Raw genomic sequence first — 18,091 nt, 5'->3', positions numbered from 1 at the left:
CTCGACTGCCACCAGCCACCCTCAGGAGCATGCCAACACCATGACTGATTCTACCGCGCTGCTTGATGTACGTGGTTTACGTGTTGCCTATGGCAAGGTGGAAGCCCTCACCGGCATCGACCTGACTTTGAAAGAAGGCCAGCTGGTGACCGTGATTGGCCCCAACGGGGCCGGTAAAACCACCCTGCTGTCTGCCATCATCGGCATGCTGCCCTCCAAGGGTAATATCCACTTTGATGGTCAGGACTACGTCAGCCCTGAAATCGAAACCCTGGTCGGACGCGGCCTGGGCCTGGTACCGGAAAAACGCGAGCTGTTCAACACCATGAGTGTCGAGGACAACCTGTTGCTCGGTGCCTTCCTGCGCTATCGCAATGGTGACGACAGCTACGAACAAACCCTGGCCGAAGTCTACAGCCTGTTTCCTCGACTATGGGAGCGCCGCCAGCAACAGGCTGGCACGCTGTCCGGTGGCGAACGCCAGATGCTGGCGATTGGCCGCGCCATGATGGGCAAACCGAGGCTATTGATGCTGGACGAACCCAGCCTTGGGCTAGCCCCCCTGATTACGCGAGAAATCTTCCGCATCTTTGCCGACCTGCGCCGCCAGGGAGTGTCGATCCTGCTGGTTGAACAGAATGCCCGCGCTGCCCTCAAAGTGGCCGACTACGCCTACGTGCTGGAAGGTGGTCAGGTTGCCATGCAGGGGCCAGCGGCTGAACTGGCCAACGACCCCAGGGTCATCGAAGCGTATCTGGGTCTGGCCAGCAAACACCAGGAGTTGCTCTCCAGCTAATCCGGGCAACTTGACCAGACAACCCATCTGGATAACCAATCCGGATAAAGACAGCACCCGCCCAGGCGGGGACTACCCACTTTTATCGGAAGATATGTTATGCGCATCTGTATTGCTGGTGCCGGGGCGATCGGCTGCACGCTCGCCGCCCGTCTGGCCGCATCAGGACAGCCCGTTAATGTACTGGCACGGGGAGCGACCCTGAAGCAGCTGCAACACCACGGTGTGCAACTGACCGATCTCGACGGCCAGCATCAGGTCGACGTCAATGCCAGTCATTCTGCCCAGGCGCTTGGCCCCCAGGATCTGATTCTGGTGTGCACCAAAGCCCCTGCCCTGCAGGCCATATTTGAACAGATACAGCCAATGATACATGCCGACACCGTGGTCATTCCCGTCGTGAACGGACTGCCCTGGTGGTATTTTCGTGGTATCGACAGCCGTTTTGCCAACGACCGGATTGATGCCATCGATCCCGACGGCGAATTGAATCGACTGGTGCCCGAACAGCATCTGATCGGCTGTGTGGTGTTTATCACGGCGACCCGCAAGGCTCCGGGAATTGTTGTTGCGAGCAACCCGCATCTGATGATTATGGGGGAGATTACCCACCAGCTGACAGACCGGCTGGAACAGGTGCGGCGGGTAATTGAACAGGCCGGTATTGAAGCCCGCGCCAGTGACACTATCCGTGACCAGATCTGGACCAAGGTAATCGCCAACCTGACCTCCAATCCCTTGTCCGTCGTCAGTGGTGCAACGCTGGAACAGCTCTACTCCGATCCGCATCTGCAACCACTGGTGCGTCGCATGCTGGACGAAACCTTGTTGGCAGCCGCCTCCCATGGTGCTCGCATTCGTTTTGACCCAGCCACGATTATGGCCATGGGAACCAGCATGGGCAGTGTCAAAACTTCCATGCTGCAAGACTTTGAAGCCGGCGCTCCGCTGGAGCTGGCGACCATTGGTCACGCCGTGGTCGAACTGGCCGAAAAAAATGGCATTGCCATGCCGACCACACGACACGTTCTGGCATTGGCCGAATTCCTGTCGCGCACAGCGTCTCAGACCAACCCCAACCCTATTCAGAACACCGCACAGTAAAAGGAACATCCCATGCAACAGACCATCGCCCGCCCGGATAACTGCAGTGAAGAGGAATGGGCACTGCGTATCAAACTTGCCCACTGTTACCACCTGATCGATTTTTTTGGTTGGACTGAAACCATTTTCAACCATATCTCAGCCCGTCTGCCAGCCCAGGGCGATCAGTACCTGGTCAATCCATTTGGTCTCAATTACACCGAAATAACACCGGCCAATCTGCTCAAGGTCGACGTTGATGGCCACAAGCTGGATGATTCACCCTACGATGCCAACCCGGCCGGATTCGCCCTGCACGGTGCCATCCATGCAGCACGTGCAGACATCCACTGCGTGATTCACACGCACACCAATGAAGTCTCTGCCATAGCACAGAAAAAAATCGGTTTTACCCACAACGACTTTTACGGTGCCCAGCTGTTCGGGCGCGTGGGCTACCATGCGTTTGAAGGCATTACCCTGTTCCAGGAAGAGAAACAGCGCATGCTCACCAGCCTGGGCGACAAGCATATTCTGGTACTGCGGAATCACGGCATTGCCGTTGGTGAAATGGACATTGAACGCACCCTGTTCCTGCTCTGGACTGTCCAGCGCGCGGCCGAAATCCAGGTCACGGCTGGCGCCCTGGGTGGTGAAGACAACCTGTTGGAAGAAGCCATCAGTCAGCGCTGTGCCGACCTGACCCAGATGCTGATCAAAGACAGTGGTTTCGCCAACAAATTTTTTAACGCCATGGTACGCAAAATGGAATCGGAGAAAGGCCCGAGCTGGTAATACATGCTGGCCGCACGGTTTTGGTAATACGGTTTTGGAAGCATCACTGCGGTGAAAGGCTGACACTGGTCACTTTTCACCCAGCACCCCTCCCCCACCCTTCATCGGTTACCGGGTGATCGGCGGTGCTTCCCTTTTTATTTACCGGTGCCCGGCTGAGGAGGAAGTCACCAGGGTAGCCGGCAATGCTTACCCGCGTATCGTCGCGAGCAGCGGTTTTAAGGGGCACCCTTGAGCCGGTTTCATTGACTGTGCATGTAAAACTTTTGTACAGTTTCTGCAGACCCCACGCCTGAGAGCCGGAATGACCAAGCCCATCCGATCACCCCGCAGTCAACGCTACAACCCCGCCAGTGAAGACTTTCATAAAGAAGATTTCCCTTTTTACTGGCTGGCCCGGGTTCACGGCCGCTATGTACTGGCCATGGAAAAGTCCCTGAAGAAGATCAATCTGGATATTCCACGTTGGCGCATCCTGTTTATTCTCAAGGAAGAAGGCATATCGAGCATTACCGAAATCGCTATTCATGCGGTTGCCAAATTGCCAACCGTGACCAAAACCGTCTATCGCATGAAGGACGACGGACTGGTCGACACCCGCCAGAAAAGTGATGATGGTCGGGTAACAGAAGTTATTATTACCGACGCCGGTCGCGAAGCCATTAGCAAAATCCAGCTGGTCACCCACGACCTGTTCCGTGAAAGCTTCAAAGGTATGAGTGATGCCCAGATCAAACGCCTGAACAAGCTGCTGGAAACCCTGTTCCACAACTTGCCAGAGCACTGATACCATCGCAGGCCACCGGTATTACACCAGTGGCTGCAACGCCCAAACCGTCTCATGCGCCGTCAACCGGTTTTTCATCACCCCTGCCACGTCCTGGGTTTCCAGCAGTGACAAGCGGTAATAGTCATCGTAGTGCTGATGTACTTCTTCACTGGCAACAGAGAAAGGCGGGCCATTCCGCTGCTCCTGATCGTATTCGTAACAAATCACCAGCTGCCTGGCGGTGGCGGTAATCGTTCGAAGATGCACGGTATATTGCTGACGCAGAGCGGGCGGCAAGGCAACCAGTGCGGCGCGGTCGTAAATGGCATCAACCGCTCCCAGCACATCGGCGCTGAGATCAAAAATATCGCCCACAAAAATATCAAGCGCTTCTGCCTGGTAAAGCAATAGAGACCCGACCTGGCGAATATCCGGCTCCACTCCCAGCTCATGGAACAGCCCCTGAATGGCTTTCTCACTCAGTTCCGCCCCGACGACCCGAAGGCCCTTGTCCAGCAACCAAGCGATATCCAGGGTTTTACCACACAAAGGCAAGAACACCCGTTGCCCTTGCTCCAGACCCAGATGGTCGTAACATCGAACCAGTGCAGGGTTGGCTTCACTGTTGTGAAAACCAATTTCTCCCCGCTCCCATTTTGCATGCCAGAAACTTGCGTCCATCCTGTTGCTCCCAAACGGTTATGTCACATCACCAGCGCATACGCGGTAGCGATGACTCATGCTGTAGCATACAAGTTCAGGCCGACGTCAGGTCAAGGGACTGCTAAAAATAGCATCAACAGAGTATCAGCATTGGCGTGAGACGTGAGACGCGAGACGTGAGAGATATCAGGAAAGGAGATGCAAAAATTGGCGAACCAAGCGTATACACACCGAGCAAGTGGCTGCTCCCGGTGCGCAGTGTGGTCCGTTTTTCCTGCGGTCATATCCTGTTGGCAATCCCCGTACCGTTCAGGCAGAGGTTGCCACGACTGACCGCTCAGTTATCAGCTATCAGCAATCTCTTCGTACATGCCAGTGATGTTGTCCATTTTTTCCAGCACCGCATCGGTAACCTGGTAGACATTTTGTGGTATGCAAGACCCTGAACAAGCGGCATTACACTGGGGCCGATAACTTTTCCAGCGATTGGAGGCCTGCTCCAGCGCCAGTGCAACTCTGGGAGAATTAAAACGAGAAGACATCAAGCTGTCCATCGACTCATCAAACATTTTGATGGCCGAGCGAAATTCCTGGTGAACGTCATCCGAACCCAAACCCCAGTGAATGGCGACACAGTTTTTGGCGATCCGTTGGGACAACATGCGCTGACGCCCGGCCACATTCACCAGACCGGTGAGTTTTTTATGTGACGCATGCGCAATGCCGTTAACCAGGTCATCACACATTTCCAGTAAGTCGTTGTTTTCACGTAGCAAGCTGATGGCTTTACGCTTGTCCGGCGTCCCCATCAAACGCACGCGATGCGCTGCCCATTCCTGCTCCACACGCCGGGTCAGGTACTTGATTTCTTCTGACGGGGCGTATTTTTTCAGTAATTCCAGACGCTTATCAAACAACTTAATGGCAGCTTCAAGCTGCGACAGCGCTGAATCAGGATTCAGGTTCGCCCCCACCATCAAATGGCATTTCATACAACGCTGCGTCAACATCCGCAAACTACCGGCGGTATTCACCGCCTTTGCATCCGTCATCGCAGCAGAAGACTTAGCCTTTTTATAAAGCACATTGTAAAACATGAAATACAAAATCACCGCAGCGACCGCGATAGGCAGCATACGTTCTCCTTGGCAAAGCGCCGGTCCGTCGAGCTAACTCGCGGGCCTGTTTCCCGGGATGAGAAACGACCCAAAACATTAGTTGCATTTAATAGGCGTCAAAATACAGCCGCTAATGCTGACGATCAATGTAAGATTGTCTATCAATATAAGCGAAAATAAAAAAACCTCGAACCGTACACAAAAATGACGCCAATCAACTAAAAATGGCACAAATTGGTTGCATTTATCTGCGCCAAGACACTTCAACTTACATACCGCTGTTATATAGATGACAACAACGCTCTTTAAATACTGCCAATAAAAAAAAGTAAGTTATTGATTAATATATATTTTTTAATAAAAAATACGCGACAGGCCAGATTGACCTGCGGAGGCAGATAAAAAGAGCCGAGCAACACATGGTGTAACGGATGTCATGAACACCCGCACAGAAGAGACAGAACCACGACGCCGCTGGTGCAATCGCGCTGGCAATCGTGGTGGTCTGGTGGCGCTATTGTGACCGTACCTATCAGGCAGGAAGAGGAGCTGCGGCCTGCTGCTGGCTAGCATCCCGTTGTTGCTGGTAACTCACCAGCCGTTCACACAGGTATTCGGCATCCTGACGAACCCCTGAAAAACGACCAGATCCCCAAGTGTGTAACCATGGCAAGCCGATAAAATACAAACCTGGTTGTAGCGTCACGCCGCGTTCGTGTTTCGGATGACCCTGGCCATTAAAGACCGCAGCATCAAGCCAGCTGAATTCCGGGCGGAAACCAATACACCAGATGATGGTCGAGATGCCAGAGTCGGCCAGATTCAAGCGGGTGCGCTCTTCAGGCAACTGCCAGACCGGGCGGTACACCGACGGGCCAATATCGGTCTCGATACCCTGCTTCTCGATCCAGGCGTCAATCCGTGTATTGATATTGTTGTAGGTATCGTCGGCGCTTTGCAGATTGTGATTCAGATTCGGTTCAAATATCAGCTGCGTACCATCCCAGCCGGTCATTAACCCGTACAGCTCCATACCTTCAATGGCAAATTGACGCAGATCGATATCCCGACCGCCATCACGACCAGTGACATAGTGGTTGGTGTTCTGCCGTACATTGCTACCCAACGGGTGCTCATTCACCGATATCTGGTAATAGCCCATGTCATCAAGCCACTCCACCACGTCTTTGCCTCGGTAAAAACGGGCCACACGGGGGGCATCGCCAGTAGCCAGAAACACCTGGCGACCTTCCAGATGCAGGTCTTCTGCAATCTGAGCACCGGACTGACCCGACCCCACCACCAGCACACCGCCATCAGGCAACTCGGCGGCATGTTTGTACTGGGCAGAATGGATCTGGTGCACCGTTTCCGGCAGACGTTCTGCCATCCGCGGAATCACCGGAATGTGGTAACCCCCGGACGATACCACCACCTGATCAGCGGTATAGTCTCCGTCACTGGTGGCGATGTGATACAGGCCCTGCTCGTCGGTGACCACCTGTTTAACCGTTACGCCTTCCCGTACGGGCGCATTCACCTTGCTGGCGAAGCGTTCCAGATAGGCCACCAGCTCTTGTCCTTTCATAAACCCGTGGGGATCGTCACCGTCATAAGGCAGAGCGGGCAAATCGCACTGCCAGTTTGGCGTGACCAAGGTAAAAGAATCCCAACGCTCGTGTTTCCAGCCATGCAGGATGGTGTTCTTTTCCAAGACGATATGGTTCAAACCTGCCTGCTGCAGGACATAACTCATCGATAAACCCGCCTGGCCGCCACCAATAACGACGACCTCGACATGCTGTTTGCTTGCTGTACTCATAACGATCTCTCTGTGCTGTTGCTCTGTTTGGCCCTGCTCTGCTTGATTCTGCTCTGCTTGATTCTGCTCTGCTTGATTCTGCGTCTTGACTGCTGGAACCATTACGACGCCCCCAACTCCCGGATCGCCGTGATTTCAATGCTGCCCTGCTGATCAGGGTAGCTCGCGGCCCGACGCTGGATCACTGCTAACTGGTCAGCGGCGCTGGAGCAGTAATAACCGTACTTGCTTGCCACTCGCTCGCTGGCTTGTCCCAGTGCCTGATCGGCACGCCGCACAAATTCCGCCAGCGTCATGGTGTCGCCCGGCTGGAAGTACTGCTGCAAGACGGTGGATGGTGAATAGCATTGTTCTTCCTGGCCATCCGGCCAGCGCACATAAAAATGAACGGCAGGCATATAGCCCTCCTTAAAAAAACGTCTGTCGAAAACGCATGTCGATAGTCTGCTGATAACAGCTAACGGCCAGGAGTCTGTCAGGCTCCTAGAAACCCGTGAGCGGTTGTTGCGTCAGGTCGTAAAAAATATCGTGTTGCTGATTAAAATCGACCATTAACTGGCCACCTTCGGTCAGCCTGCCAATCGCCGCAGCGGCAATATCACGACGATGAAAGCAGGCCAATAATTCGGCCAGCTGATCGGCTGTGGTGGTCAGCACATAGCCATAGCTGGGAAAGGCGCATAGCCAGTCTTGCCAGCACACTGACGCTGGTTTCGGAATCGACGCCAGATCAATCACCGCTCCGCAACGAGCGCTTTCCAGCAGCATGGTGCAGGTACCGAGCAAACCGGCCTGACTGATGTCCTTGGCAGCTACGGCCAGTCCGGCGTCGGCAATGTCCGCCAATAACGCCAGATCCCCTTGCAGTCGCTCCGCCGGAGCGGACGTTGCTGCATTCCAGTTCAGGCTGTTGCCCCGAAAGCTGCCACGCTGATCAATTGCCGCCACCAGGATCTGGCCCGGACGAGCAGCAAAACTGCTCAACAGCCGATTGGCATGGCCAACAATGGCGACCGCCAGGTTGGCGTGAGCGGCGCGTACGTTGGTGTGTCCGCCAACGATATGCACGCCGAGATGTAATGCCGCAGCACGCATGCCGCGAATCACTTCCTCCACGACACCAGGTTCTGCCGAACTCCAGGTGGCATTAACCACGGCTGTCGGGCGTCCACCCATGGCGGCAATATCACTGCAATTGACCATCACACCGCACCAGCCAGCAAACCAGGGATCCCGTTCCACCAGCTCCCCCTGCATCCCTTCAATCGCCAGCAACTGATATCCCCGACCGCCATTGGCTGCCAGAGGGATCGCGGCGGTATCGTCACCATTGGGATGCCAGTCGGCGGGTAAATCCGGCAACTGCGCACTGACGCGACGGATATCCTGCTTCATTCCCAGCCCGCTACGCTGGCGTACCACTTCCAGCAGCGCTGGCAAGGCCGGTGCATCCGTGAAAGTAAACGACTCCGTTAGCCGCGACATTATCTGGCCTCCTGTAGAGTGGCGCTGCCACTGGCAGGCATGCCCAGCAGCCCGGCCCAGCATTCGCTATTGCGCGGTTGGCGACGAGCGCGCAAAACAAACCCGCTGTTCGGAGTGTGGCAAGGCGGATACGCCGCCAGGTCCGCTTCCATCACTGCGTGCCGCTGCCCGAACAACAATGCGTAATGTCGGGTTGCCCAGTTCAGCCGCTGGAACAGAGCTTCATTCTGCTGCTGCACCGTTGCCATAAAACACTGGCAGCCCAGTGCGTGAGCACTGCTGACCGCCAACCGGATCAAGGTTGTACCGAGCTGTCCCTGACTGCGAAAAACCGGATCGACCGCCAACCGGGAGCCGTACCAAAGCCCCTCACCTTGGTGGTGAATCCGTACGGTGCCCACCACTTGCTGGTGCCAGCCGCCATAACTGCCCAATGCCACCAGCAGGTGTGCATGATCATCGGTGGCGTCGCGATCATCTTTTTCAAACAACCGCTGTTCTTCACAGAACACCTGACGCCGCAAGGCATGGGCTTGCTCAACTTCCCAGGGAAGGGTTGCCCATTTGATGGTGTAGTCGGAATAGTCGGGATAGGTCATGGGGTACTCCTCACTGCGGGTGACAGATGACGGATGAATTCAGATCAGCTGCACGTACCGGAAAACAACAAGGGCTGTGCTGCCACTGTGGCCGGTTGCAACAACGCTTGCTCATAACCGGACAAGGTTGAGCAGGCACCGCAACGGCCACAACCCGCCTTGATATCGGCGGCCAGCAGATTGCTCTGGTACAGACGCTGGCCCAGCGGTTTGAGGATGGATTCCATAAACTCCGCACTGGGCGGCGTATGGTCTTCCATCGGTGTGCCGCGAATCGGTACAAACGGCACCACAAACGGATACACCCCGATCTCTATCAGGCGATAGCTGATATCGAGAATGGCATTGGCGCTGTCACCCAGTCCCGCCAGAATGTAGGTGCTGACCTGACCGCGACCAAACACCGCCACGGCGTCTTTAAATGCCTGCATATACTGGGTGAGGTTGATCTCGGCCTTGCCCGGCATGATGCGCTGCCGCAGTTCCGGCGTGACGACCTCCAGGTGCATTCCCAGAGAGTCGATGCCAGCGTCTTTCATCCGCTGATACCAGGCCGGATCGTCCGGTGGCTCACACTGGCCCTGAATCGGCAAATCAACGGCGGCTTTGATCGCACGGGCGCTGTCGCACAAGACGCTGGCCCCACGGTCGGCTGTCGCCGGAGTGCCTGTGGTCATCACCATGTGTTTGACGCCATCCAGTTCAACCGCCGCCTTGGCCACTTCGGCCAGTTGTTGCGGCGTTTTGTGGGCAATGGTGCGTCCGGCCTGCAGTGATTGGCCAATCGAACAGAACTTGCAGGCCTTGCGGCGACTTTCGTAACGAATGCAGGTTTGCAATACCGTTGTGGCCAGCACATCGCGGCTGTGCAACGTGGCAATCTGTGAGTACGGAATGCCATCGGCAGTCACCCCGGAATAAATCCCCGGCGAGCTGGCAAAGGTGACGTCTGCAAGCGTTATCTGCTGACCGTCCTGCTGACGGATGATTTGCTCACCCTGCTCCAGACTGGCTACCGCAAACGGCGACTCCCAGGCCGACTCACTGTAAATCGGCACCATCAGCGTGGTGCCATTGATGGTCACCGCCTGATGATCCGACGGCCCGGCACCGCCCCGGCGGCTGACGTGGCGTTGATCCGGGTGCGTCAGGCGTAATCCACGAGTTTGCAGTTCGGTCAGCAAGTGCTGCTGCGATTCAGTTGAGGCATTCATCATGATCTCCCGGAACAAGAACAGCAGCAGACGTCAGCGCGGGTGCGGGTGCGGGTGCGGCGAGTGGCTGGCGATACTGCGCAGGCTGGTCGTTAATGGCGAGGCTGAGTAACTCTGGACGGGCGTAATGCCCAACCGAGTCCATCATGCGTTTACGTTTGGTAATCAGGGCAAAGTCGAGATCGGCGACCACCATGCCTTCACCGCTGGTCAGCGGTGCAGCCAGATGCTTGCCTTCCGGGGAAATAATCGCCGTGTTGCAGCCACCCCGTAACGCCTGTTGCAGTTTTTCGTCCGGGGTAATCGACTCAATTTGCTCGTCGGTCAGCCAGCCCGTGGCATTCACCACAAAGCAGCCCGACTCCAGCGCGTGATGGCGGATAGTCACTTCAATCTGGTCGGCAAACACCGGTCCGACCAGCGAGCCAGGAAACTGGCTGCAATGAATCTGCTCGTGCTGGGTCATCAGCGCATAGCGGGCCAGCGGGTTGTAATGCTCCCAGCAAGCCAATGCGCCGACCCGACCAGCGGCGGTTGCAGCCACTGTCAGTCCGGCTGCATCCCCTTGCCCCCAGATCATGCGTTCATGGTAGGTCGGCGTAATCTTGCGCCGTTTCAGCAATAGCTGACCGTCAGCATCAAAAATCAGCTGGGTGTTATACAGACTGCCGTAATCGCGCTCATTGACACCCAGTACCACCACCATGCTGTGCTTGCGGGCACGCGCTGCGACGGCATCGGTGACCGGGCCGGGAACCACCACCGCTTCGTCATACAGCCGCAGGTGTTCAGCACCACAGGCCACCGCCGGATACACAAAGGAGAAATACGGGTAATAGGGTAAAAAGGTTTCCGGAAACACGATCAGCTCCACACCGCGTGCTGCCGCCTCATCCATCGCATCCAATACCTTGGCCAGCGTACCGTCAAGGCTCCGGAGATCCGGAGCGATCTGAACGGCCGCGGCCCTTACCACCTGTTGATGGGTCGTCATGGCCGCGTTACTCCTACAAAGTCCAGGTATCGACAATCACCGCGTTGTCACGCATGTGCAGCAACTTCAGATCCATCACATCGAGCGGATTAATCGGCACGATACCTTCGATCAGGGATGGCTCGCCGTGGCCATACAGGGCTTGCAGGGCAAACCGGCAGCAATAGACCTTGCCACCTTCGGACATGAATTTTTTCAGCTGGCTGGCGTAGTTCAGATGACCCGGAAAGGCTTCATCACCCAGGGTCGGAAAACCCCGTTGCAACCCCAGCGTGACACCTGGGCCGTACAGCAAAATGGACGTTTCATAACCTTTGCGCAGCAAGCGGGTTGCTTGCAGCATGTTCACCAGGCCAATGGAGCCTTCGAACGCAACGGTGTGGAAAGTGACCAGGGCTTTCTCACCTTCTCGTGCCTTGACGTCTTCGAATACCTTTTCTTCGTAATCAACAAAAAAATCACCGTCTTTGTGTTTTGGCTGAGTCACTTTTGGCATTGTCATGCTCCTGTTAGATATAAGAATCAGATCGCTACCCTGTCGGCTTATGCAATCAATTAATGCAATCAAACTAGAGCAATCAGCTTGCCAATATCGCCAACATTGATTGCAATCAAGATACAATCAAACGTTAATAGTCTCCCTTCAAAAAGCGCTAAATTTTTTCTGACCCGGTTTTATGCGATCAATAAGCCATCAATTATTGTGCTTAAATTATGAATAAATGCCCGAAATAAGGGCCAAAAAAATGAAGATAGCACCAAAATGACACCATCAATATAATTACAAAGCAATATTCCAGCTCTGATCAAAAGCTGTGATACGATCACTTCAAATTGATTGGATCTATTGCGATGAACAATACCGAATTGCAACGCTGGACACGCCGACTCAGAAACAGCAAGGGCCAACCAGCCTACCGCTTGATTGCCGACCTGATCGCTGAAGATGTCGACAGCGGCCGGTTGCAGGCACGAGACCGGCTGCCAACCCTGCGCGATCTCGCCGCCGCGACCGGTATTAACTACACCACCGCCGCCCGCGCTTATGCGGAAGCCAAAAATCGCGGCCTGATTGACTCCCATCCCGGCTCCGGCACCTTTGTCAAAGGCAAGACCGCCAGTGTCCGCCCCAGTCTCGGCAGCTACGAGATGACCATGAACCTGATGATCGAACCGGCGATTCCGACCCTGATCGAGCAGGTGCGCGACAGCGCCATCAGTGTTCTGGCACAAAAGGATTTGTACTCCATGCTGCGCTATCAGGCGTTTGGAGGCACCCAGGAAAACAAAGAGGCCGCGCTGATCTGGCTGGACAAGCGTCTGCCCGACGCCAGCGCCGAACGGCTGTTGATTTGCCCTGGCATCCATTCGGCACTGGTCGGCCTGATGAGCACCCTGATCGACCCCGGCATGGAGCTCTGTGTCGAAAGCCTGGCGTATCCCGGAATCAAGGCCATTGCCGCGCAATTTGGCATCAAGCTGCATTCCCTGGAACGCGATAGCGATGGCCCGCTGGTACGCCCGTTTGAGGATGCCTGCAAGCAGGGCACCGTCGGGGCTATTTACCTCAACCCGACCATCCAGAACCCGACCACCTGCACCATGAGTCAAAGCCGCCGCGAAGTCCTGGCGGACGTGGCGTTACGCTATTCGATTGCGATTATTGAAGACGATGCCTACACCATGCTGGCAGACAGTCCGCCCACCAGCTTTGCCGAACTGGCACCGGAGTTGACCTGGTACATTACCGGCACCTCCAAGTGTTTTGGCCCTGGCGTTCGATCTGCCTTTTTGCACACACCGAGCAAGCGGCATTCCCAACGGGTGGCGGCGGCAATGCGGGCAATTAATGTGATGTCCAGCCCACTCACGGATGCATTGGTCAGCCGTTGGATTCTCGATGGCACCGCCGACGCCATGTTGAAGGCAACCCGTCGCGAGGCGATTGCCCGCTTGCGGATCGCTGAAGAACAATTGGGCATGCAGCGTATTGTGGCAGCCGAAGGCGCATTCCATCTCTGGTTAAAATTGCCCAAGGCCTCCGGCTGGAACCCTTCCGAGCTGGCGGTTCAGCTACGCCAGCTGGGCGTCAGCGCGGTCTCCAGCGCCGCCTTTTCAACCGACAACAACCCTCCAGATGCGGTGCGTTTATGTTTTGGTGGCCCCATCGGCCGCGATCAGTGGCAAGAAAGCCTGCACCAGGTGACCGATCTGATTGACCAACCGGCCTACCTGGCAACCGGTATGCATTAATCTTCCGCAGCGGCCGCAAAACTCTGTGACCCAAAACTCTGTGACCCAAAACGCTGCCACCAAAGACCGCTCTGGCTCAGTAGAACACGACTCTGTCGCCTACTCTGTCTCCTACTATGAGCCACTACTCTGGCGGCAACAATTCCGTACCATAGGTGGATCAGGAGCCTGTCGGACTTAGGCGTTCGTCGCGAGGGAAAGACTGGCTTGAGCAATTTTTGCGCAAATTTGAGGCGAATTGAGGCGAATTGAGGCGAATAGTGGTTCTATTTAACAATAATTTGCTCAAAAAAGAGCCAAATTCAGCTTTCCACAGTAGAGCAGCCCGAAGCCCGACCTAGCTGCGCTGCCAGTCAATACACCCTTCAGGAAGCTTGCATGGATCAGATTGCCACAACGATTCTCGCCTCTGGCAAGTCTGCCGTCGAGCTGGCGTTATTCGTCTTACTGCCGATTATGATTGTGATGCTGAGCCTGATGCGTTGGATGGAATCCAATGGCTGGCTTAACCGGATTGTCACGCTGACCGCGCCCTTGCTGAAGCCGTTTGGCCTGACCGGGCTCGGCGTATTTGCGCTGATTCAGGTAATGATGGTGAGTTTTGCAGCGCCACTGGCAACGCTGGCGGTAATGGCCCGTACGGGTTCTGCACCGCGCCATATCGCGGCGACATTAGCCATGGTACTGGCGCTGGCGCAAGCCAACGTGGTGTTCCCGATGGCGGCTGCCGGGCTGAATATCCCGATGACTCTGCTGATTGCCCTTGGTGGTGGCCTGCTGGCGGCAGCGGCGACGTATTACGTCTTTGGCCGACACCTGAGTCTGGTGGAACTGAATAACGATCAGGAACTGATGCCCGAGACCGAACCGCCACGGGGCATGATGGCGGTGATTCGCCGTGCTGGCAGCGACGCCTGGGAGATAGCCATTGGCGCCTTGCCGTTACTGGTGGTGGCTCTGGTTGCCGTCAATCTGGTGCGCCTGACCGGCGTGATTGAGCTACTGGAAGCGGCTCTGGCTCCCGCCTTTCTGACGCTGGGCTACCCGCCAGAAACCCTGTTACTGGCGATCACCAAATACGTCGCCGGTGGTACGGCGATGATGGGTATTGCCATGGATCAGTTTGCCAACGGCCTGATCGGGCCGCAACAAATCAACCTGCTCGCCGGGCTACTGCTCTGCCCGCTCGATGTCGCCGGTGTGGCGATTTTGTTATCGGCGGGCAAGCCTGTTGCTGCGGTTGCCAAACCGGCAATTTATGGCGCACTGGTTGGTGTCGCCTTTCGGGTTGTCTGTCACGGGCTGCTGTATCTGTAACTCCTAGCAGGCCGTTGAAACTCTTATTCGCTTCGCCGACAGAAGCTTTTTAACCCGATAATTCACGCTTATCTGGTTGTTTTCTGAGTGATTTTTCCGCTGGAAGCAGGATTCTCCATCCTGTTTCCGATCTTCATACGGATTGACCCTGTAACTTTGCCATTCGCACCAGGTTGTAGGCCATCATGGTCATTCTCCTGAGCGCCCTGATTTAGATGTTATCTCAAAATCCACTGGCTCAGGCTTAGGTTGACATACAGGGAACCCGTTCATCCAGTTTGATGGTGGTGAACAGAGGCTCCTGAGTAATGTCAGCGCCACGCATGGGAGTCCGGGAATCCATTGAAAAAGAGCATTTTACCGAAGCCAGTAGACATCAGGAATAAAATCAACAGCCTGCTAGAGCACCCTCAATCTCATCTATTCCTTTATTCGTTAGTAGTTTCATACTCGGAAATATAACGCCTCAAACACGGGCTTGGTGAAGTTGGCGGCTTTTTTGGAACAAAAAAGGTGACAGCTTTACCAAGTCCGAGTGCTTTGATTTGTTATAGCTTTTACTCATAGTGAGTCCACAGCCGAAGAATTTTGACCGCTTTATCCTCTTCTAGCACTTGGTAAACCAATCGATGTTGGATATTTATTCTTCGGGAGTATGCACCCGCCAAGTCACCAATTAGCTTTTCATAGGGCGGCGGCTTCTGATAGGGATCTTGCTCGATAATTTGCAGCAATTCTTGAGCTTTATTTTTAAGCTCTGATGAGGCGAGTTTGCGAGCATCTTTTTGAGCCTGCTTGGTGTAGTAGAGCTTCCAGGTCACCAATCAAGCTCCTGATTGCACTCGTCGAGCCCAGCGTCCATGCCTTCACGGATGGACTCCCGCATACCAGGCACAGCCAGCAAGTTCAGCGTTTCGCTTATGGCGTTCCAGTCCTCTTCTGCCAGAAGGACTGCATTCCCCCTTTTCCCTGTAATAACAATAGGTTGATGGCTGGCAGATGCCTCGTCAATCAAGGCATAGAGCTTAGTGCGGGCTTCTGTAGCGTTAAGTGTGGTCATAAGTCACCTCCAAATAACGAAGCGTACGCTTAAACGTACGCCGAGTCAACCAGCAGGCTATAACGCCGCCTTAAACGGCGCGAACTTGTGAGCGTCCGGCGACCAAAGGGAGCGTATTTGAAGGCTTTGTTATGCATTTTTACGTGCCAATTCCCTTATGAATTCAACGCCTTTCCTTGTAATGCCATTATTGAAGTATCCATTTTTTTCTAAATCTTCAATGTATTGATGCGGCATTTCATTCAACAACTGATCTACTTGCTTCTTAATACCAAGTGAGCTGAGATGCATAACTCGTTCAAGTCCGATTCCTTCAATAATACGTTCATATGTATATCTCTCTAACCCTGAATCAAAATCATCTCTAAGTTCCCTCTTCTTCATTCGCTCCATAAAGAGCCGCTTATTCATTCTATTTAATTCTTTCTGAGATTCTTCTAGCTCTTTTTCTTTTTCGGCCAACTCTGCAAGAACCTTCTCTTTTTCGTCTTGCTCAAGTTGGGATCTTTCTAACAGGTTACTAAGAATTGCGTTTCTCTCTTCAAGAACTTTTTCGATTTCTTGTTTCTCGCCTTCAATTTTCTGCTTTGTTTCTTTGGTCTCAGAATTGTAACTAGGGTCTCTTTGAAGCTGACTCCGCATTGCAGCGTAACCTTCATCTAGATTCCTAAGCTTTTCACCAAAACCACTTTCTATCTTTACCAAAAGCTGGGCAATGTCCTTCGTAAAGTTGTATGTATTATCATAAAAAGTGTTGCTTGTTTCTGTAGCTTTAAAATAGAAAAGCGCTGCTAAGCCAACAGAAAATAGAGCTAGAAGAAGCGAGAGGAGAGTTGGAAAATCTACCGTTAGATTAATTGGTGTCAAATATACCTTGTATGAAAACACTCCAACAATTATTAGTATTGAAATTGCTTTAACCCATTCCCAGAGAGGGAAACCTTCTTTTTTTTCTGTCTTATCGGTCAAGTTGCTACTCCTTCTTTGATGCATAACGCCGCCAACACAGGCCGAGCGATAGCGAGGTCCAGCCCATGCGCTTTTTGCATGGGCGATTGTGCTTGGCTTTGTTAGGCATTTATGTTTGATCAAACCTATAGTATAGAATGCCACTGTCAGGAAAGTAAGTTAATCGGAACCACTCATCAATATTCCGGTTAGCTCCCCAACACTTTATAACACCGTTCTGCGAAGGCAAGAATGGTTTAGTCATTCTCGGGACTACACACTGCTCTATGGGGGCTACATCGCCGGCTAAAGTTGATAGATCCAACTCTGAAACACGAAAAACAGCCTCAGAATAATAGTCCCCGTGCATATCAGGATAAGAAGAACTCTTAGCAAGTACCTCGTACCCATCATCGACTCTCAATCCCGCATTATTTTGGAGCTCGTCTTTGTAAAACGAATCCATTGGCCAAATGGCGGTAACAACAACGAACAGAAAGCCTACCAATAACAAAGATGAAACATACTTTCCAAATGGAACCTTTTTCCAAATTAAAAGAAGAATTCCGCTAAGAATAGCTAAGGGAAGGATTAAAACAATTAACCCAAGACCTATGTACGGGATAAGTTCCATGCGTATGCCTAACGCCTCGTTAAGCGGCGAAAAATAGTTGGCTATAATTTGTGAGGTACGAACAAAAGCCAACTGTTTTTTGTCCGTTTAAACGACTTGTTATGAGTATTACTCGAATTCAAGGTGCTCTGGTAGATTGCTCTTGAGCGAATACCAACTCGCTTTTTGAGAAACCCAAATATGATTTAGTTCTTTAGATTTTGGATCACCATCCAATGAACCCAAGCGTAAAACGATATGTTTAGTGCCGTCTTTTTTAGCATAGATTTGAGTTGCACAATTTGGACAGAAATATCTATTTTTGCCTGGAGATGATTCATAACAACCTAGTTTCACATCACCTACCAATTTAAAATCTGAATTTTGAACACCCGCAACACTTGAGAATGCAGAACCATGAGCTTTGCGACAAGTTTGACAGTGACAATGAACTATATCGCCTATTTGACCAGATATTTCATATTTAACATTACCGCACAAACAACTTCCAGTTACCATTGAAACCTCGATATTGGGATTACTCATAACGCTTTGCTAAGCG

Annotated in this window: 20 protein-coding genes; 6 read left to right on the top strand and 14 right to left on the bottom strand. The window is 53.4% G+C overall.

Going from position 1 to position 18,091, the window contains the following annotated elements:
- Positions 1-40 precede the first annotated feature (40 nt).
- The 4 genes from SOJ49_RS08925 (at position 41) to SOJ49_RS08910 (ending at position 3,461) form a co-directional block, all read left to right on the top strand.
- Positions 41-796, top strand: a complete 756-nt coding sequence (locus SOJ49_RS08925) for an ABC transporter ATP-binding protein (protein WP_369858055.1) — start codon at positions 41-43, stop codon at positions 794-796.
- A gap of 99 nt (positions 797-895) precedes the next feature.
- Entirely contained in the window at positions 896-1,900 is a 1,005-nt protein-coding gene (locus SOJ49_RS08920; protein WP_369857873.1) for a ketopantoate reductase family protein, read from the top strand.
- A 12-nt stretch (positions 1,901-1,912) separates the two neighbouring features.
- A complete protein-coding gene (locus SOJ49_RS08915; RefSeq protein ID WP_369857872.1) occupies positions 1,913-2,674 on the top strand; it encodes a class II aldolase/adducin family protein in 762 nt (253 codons plus the stop codon).
- A 304-nt stretch (positions 2,675-2,978) separates the two neighbouring features.
- The gene (locus SOJ49_RS08910) at positions 2,979-3,461 is read left to right on the top strand and encodes a MarR family winged helix-turn-helix transcriptional regulator (RefSeq protein WP_369857871.1); all 483 of its coding nucleotides are present in this window, start codon (positions 2,979-2,981) and stop codon (positions 3,459-3,461) included.
- Between the two features lie 21 nt (positions 3,462-3,482).
- Here SOJ49_RS08910 and tmpT read toward each other — a convergent pair whose 3' ends face one another.
- From tmpT to SOJ49_RS08865, 9 genes are all read right to left on the bottom strand, one after another.
- Entirely contained in the window at positions 3,483-4,124 is a 642-nt protein-coding gene (gene tmpT, locus SOJ49_RS08905) for a thiopurine S-methyltransferase (RefSeq protein ID WP_369857870.1), read from the bottom strand.
- A gap of 326 nt (positions 4,125-4,450) precedes the next feature.
- Positions 4,451-5,242, bottom strand: coding sequence for a type IV pili methyl-accepting chemotaxis transducer N-terminal domain-containing protein (locus SOJ49_RS08900; RefSeq protein ID WP_369857869.1), 792 nt, complete (start codon positions 5,240-5,242; stop codon positions 4,451-4,453).
- Positions 5,243-5,756: 514 nt separating this feature from the next.
- On the bottom strand, positions 5,757-7,046 hold the full coding sequence (locus SOJ49_RS08895; RefSeq protein WP_369857868.1) for an MSMEG_0569 family flavin-dependent oxidoreductase: 1,290 nt from the start codon (positions 7,044-7,046) through the stop codon (positions 5,757-5,759).
- Positions 7,047-7,147: 101 nt separating this feature from the next.
- The gene (locus SOJ49_RS08890) at positions 7,148-7,444 is read right to left on the bottom strand and encodes an MSMEG_0570 family nitrogen starvation response protein (RefSeq protein ID WP_369857867.1); all 297 of its coding nucleotides are present in this window, start codon (positions 7,442-7,444) and stop codon (positions 7,148-7,150) included.
- Positions 7,445-7,529: 85 nt separating this feature from the next.
- Complete coding sequence (locus SOJ49_RS08885; protein ID WP_369857866.1) at positions 7,530-8,531, bottom strand: sll0787 family AIR synthase-like protein; 1,002 nt, start codon at positions 8,529-8,531, stop codon at positions 7,530-7,532.
- On the bottom strand, positions 8,531-9,130 hold the full coding sequence (locus SOJ49_RS08880; protein WP_369857865.1) for an MSMEG_0567/Sll0786 family nitrogen starvation N-acetyltransferase: 600 nt from the start codon (positions 9,128-9,130) through the stop codon (positions 8,531-8,533). Before SOJ49_RS08880 ends, SOJ49_RS08885 begins: the two co-directional genes overlap by 1 nt.
- A 44-nt stretch (positions 9,131-9,174) precedes the next feature.
- Positions 9,175-10,344: an MSMEG_0568 family radical SAM protein gene (locus SOJ49_RS08875; protein WP_369857864.1), complete on the bottom strand. Its 1,170-nt coding sequence runs from the start codon at positions 10,342-10,344 to the stop codon at positions 9,175-9,177.
- A complete protein-coding gene (locus SOJ49_RS08870; RefSeq protein ID WP_369857863.1) occupies positions 10,328-11,338 on the bottom strand; it encodes a Nit6803 family nitrilase in 1,011 nt (336 codons plus the stop codon). The genes SOJ49_RS08875 and SOJ49_RS08870 overlap by 17 nt, the downstream gene beginning before the upstream one ends.
- Before the next feature lie 13 nt (positions 11,339-11,351).
- Entirely contained in the window at positions 11,352-11,834 is a 483-nt protein-coding gene (locus tag SOJ49_RS08865) for an MSMEG_0572/Sll0783 family nitrogen starvation response protein (RefSeq protein WP_369857862.1), read from the bottom strand.
- Positions 11,835-12,190: 356 nt separating this feature from the next.
- Between SOJ49_RS08865 and SOJ49_RS08860 the strand changes: the two genes are divergently transcribed.
- Positions 12,191-13,591, top strand: a complete 1,401-nt coding sequence (locus SOJ49_RS08860) for a PLP-dependent aminotransferase family protein (protein ID WP_369857861.1) — start codon at positions 12,191-12,193, stop codon at positions 13,589-13,591.
- 378 nt (positions 13,592-13,969) lie between these two features.
- The gene (locus tag SOJ49_RS08855; RefSeq protein ID WP_369857860.1) at positions 13,970-14,908 is read left to right on the top strand and encodes a nucleoside recognition domain-containing protein; all 939 of its coding nucleotides are present in this window, start codon (positions 13,970-13,972) and stop codon (positions 14,906-14,908) included.
- 557 nt (positions 14,909-15,465) lie between these two features.
- Here the strand turns inward: SOJ49_RS08855 and SOJ49_RS08850 are convergent.
- The 5 genes from SOJ49_RS08850 to SOJ49_RS08830 form a co-directional block, all read right to left on the bottom strand.
- Entirely contained in the window at positions 15,466-15,729 is a 264-nt protein-coding gene (locus tag SOJ49_RS08850) for a Txe/YoeB family addiction module toxin (protein ID WP_369857859.1), read from the bottom strand.
- The gene (locus SOJ49_RS08845; protein WP_008252702.1) at positions 15,726-15,968 is read right to left on the bottom strand and encodes a type II toxin-antitoxin system Phd/YefM family antitoxin; all 243 of its coding nucleotides are present in this window, start codon (positions 15,966-15,968) and stop codon (positions 15,726-15,728) included. The genes SOJ49_RS08850 and SOJ49_RS08845 overlap by 4 nt, the downstream gene beginning before the upstream one ends.
- Positions 15,969-16,097: 129 nt before the next feature.
- Complete coding sequence (locus tag SOJ49_RS08840; protein ID WP_369857858.1) at positions 16,098-16,937, bottom strand: hypothetical protein; 840 nt, start codon at positions 16,935-16,937, stop codon at positions 16,098-16,100.
- Positions 16,938-17,046: 109 nt separating this feature from the next.
- A complete protein-coding gene (locus tag SOJ49_RS08835) occupies positions 17,047-17,550 on the bottom strand; it encodes a hypothetical protein (RefSeq protein WP_369857857.1) in 504 nt (167 codons plus the stop codon).
- Between the two features lie 108 nt (positions 17,551-17,658).
- Positions 17,659-18,075, bottom strand: a complete 417-nt coding sequence (locus SOJ49_RS08830; RefSeq protein WP_369857856.1) for a GFA family protein — start codon at positions 18,073-18,075, stop codon at positions 17,659-17,661.
- Positions 18,076-18,091 lie beyond the last annotated feature (16 nt).

This window comes from Candidatus Thalassolituus haligoni (assembly GCF_041222825.1).
Taxonomy (GTDB): Bacteria; Pseudomonadota; Gammaproteobacteria; order Pseudomonadales; family Oceanobacteraceae; genus Oceanobacter; species Oceanobacter antarcticus.
This window is presented reverse-complemented; position numbering and strand designations above follow the sequence as displayed.

Coding starts and splice junctions, on each gene's coding strand:
- SOJ49_RS08870 (WP_369857863.1), bottom strand. CDS start 11,338: ATGACGACCCATCAACAGGTGGTAAGGGCCGCGGCCGTTCAGATCGCT.
- SOJ49_RS08860 (WP_369857861.1), top strand. CDS start 12,191: ATGAACAATACCGAATTGCAACGCTGGACACGCCGACTCAGAAACAGC.
- SOJ49_RS08915 (WP_369857872.1), top strand. CDS start 1,913: ATGCAACAGACCATCGCCCGCCCGGATAACTGCAGTGAAGAGGAATGG.
- tmpT (WP_369857870.1), bottom strand. CDS start 4,124: ATGGACGCAAGTTTCTGGCATGCAAAATGGGAGCGGGGAGAAATTGGT.
- SOJ49_RS08895 (WP_369857868.1), bottom strand. CDS start 7,046: ATGAGTACAGCAAGCAAACAGCATGTCGAGGTCGTCGTTATTGGTGGC.
- SOJ49_RS08855 (WP_369857860.1), top strand. CDS start 13,970: ATGGATCAGATTGCCACAACGATTCTCGCCTCTGGCAAGTCTGCCGTC.
- SOJ49_RS08890 (WP_369857867.1), bottom strand. CDS start 7,444: ATGCCTGCCGTTCATTTTTATGTGCGCTGGCCGGATGGCCAGGAAGAA.
- SOJ49_RS08830 (WP_369857856.1), bottom strand. CDS start 18,075: ATGAGTAATCCCAATATCGAGGTTTCAATGGTAACTGGAAGTTGTTTG.
- SOJ49_RS08925 (WP_369858055.1), top strand. CDS start 41: ATGACTGATTCTACCGCGCTGCTTGATGTACGTGGTTTACGTGTTGCC.
- SOJ49_RS08920 (WP_369857873.1), top strand. CDS start 896: ATGCGCATCTGTATTGCTGGTGCCGGGGCGATCGGCTGCACGCTCGCC.
- SOJ49_RS08865 (WP_369857862.1), bottom strand. CDS start 11,834: ATGCCAAAAGTGACTCAGCCAAAACACAAAGACGGTGATTTTTTTGTT.
- SOJ49_RS08880 (WP_369857865.1), bottom strand. CDS start 9,130: ATGACCTATCCCGACTATTCCGACTACACCATCAAATGGGCAACCCTT.
- SOJ49_RS08910 (WP_369857871.1), top strand. CDS start 2,979: ATGACCAAGCCCATCCGATCACCCCGCAGTCAACGCTACAACCCCGCC.
- SOJ49_RS08835 (WP_369857857.1), bottom strand. CDS start 17,550: ATGGAACTTATCCCGTACATAGGTCTTGGGTTAATTGTTTTAATCCTT.
- SOJ49_RS08900 (WP_369857869.1), bottom strand. CDS start 5,242: ATGCTGCCTATCGCGGTCGCTGCGGTGATTTTGTATTTCATGTTTTAC.
- SOJ49_RS08885 (WP_369857866.1), bottom strand. CDS start 8,531: ATGTCGCGGCTAACGGAGTCGTTTACTTTCACGGATGCACCGGCCTTG.
- SOJ49_RS08845 (WP_008252702.1), bottom strand. CDS start 15,968: ATGACCACACTTAACGCTACAGAAGCCCGCACTAAGCTCTATGCCTTG.
- SOJ49_RS08875 (WP_369857864.1), bottom strand. CDS start 10,344: ATGAATGCCTCAACTGAATCGCAGCAGCACTTGCTGACCGAACTGCAA.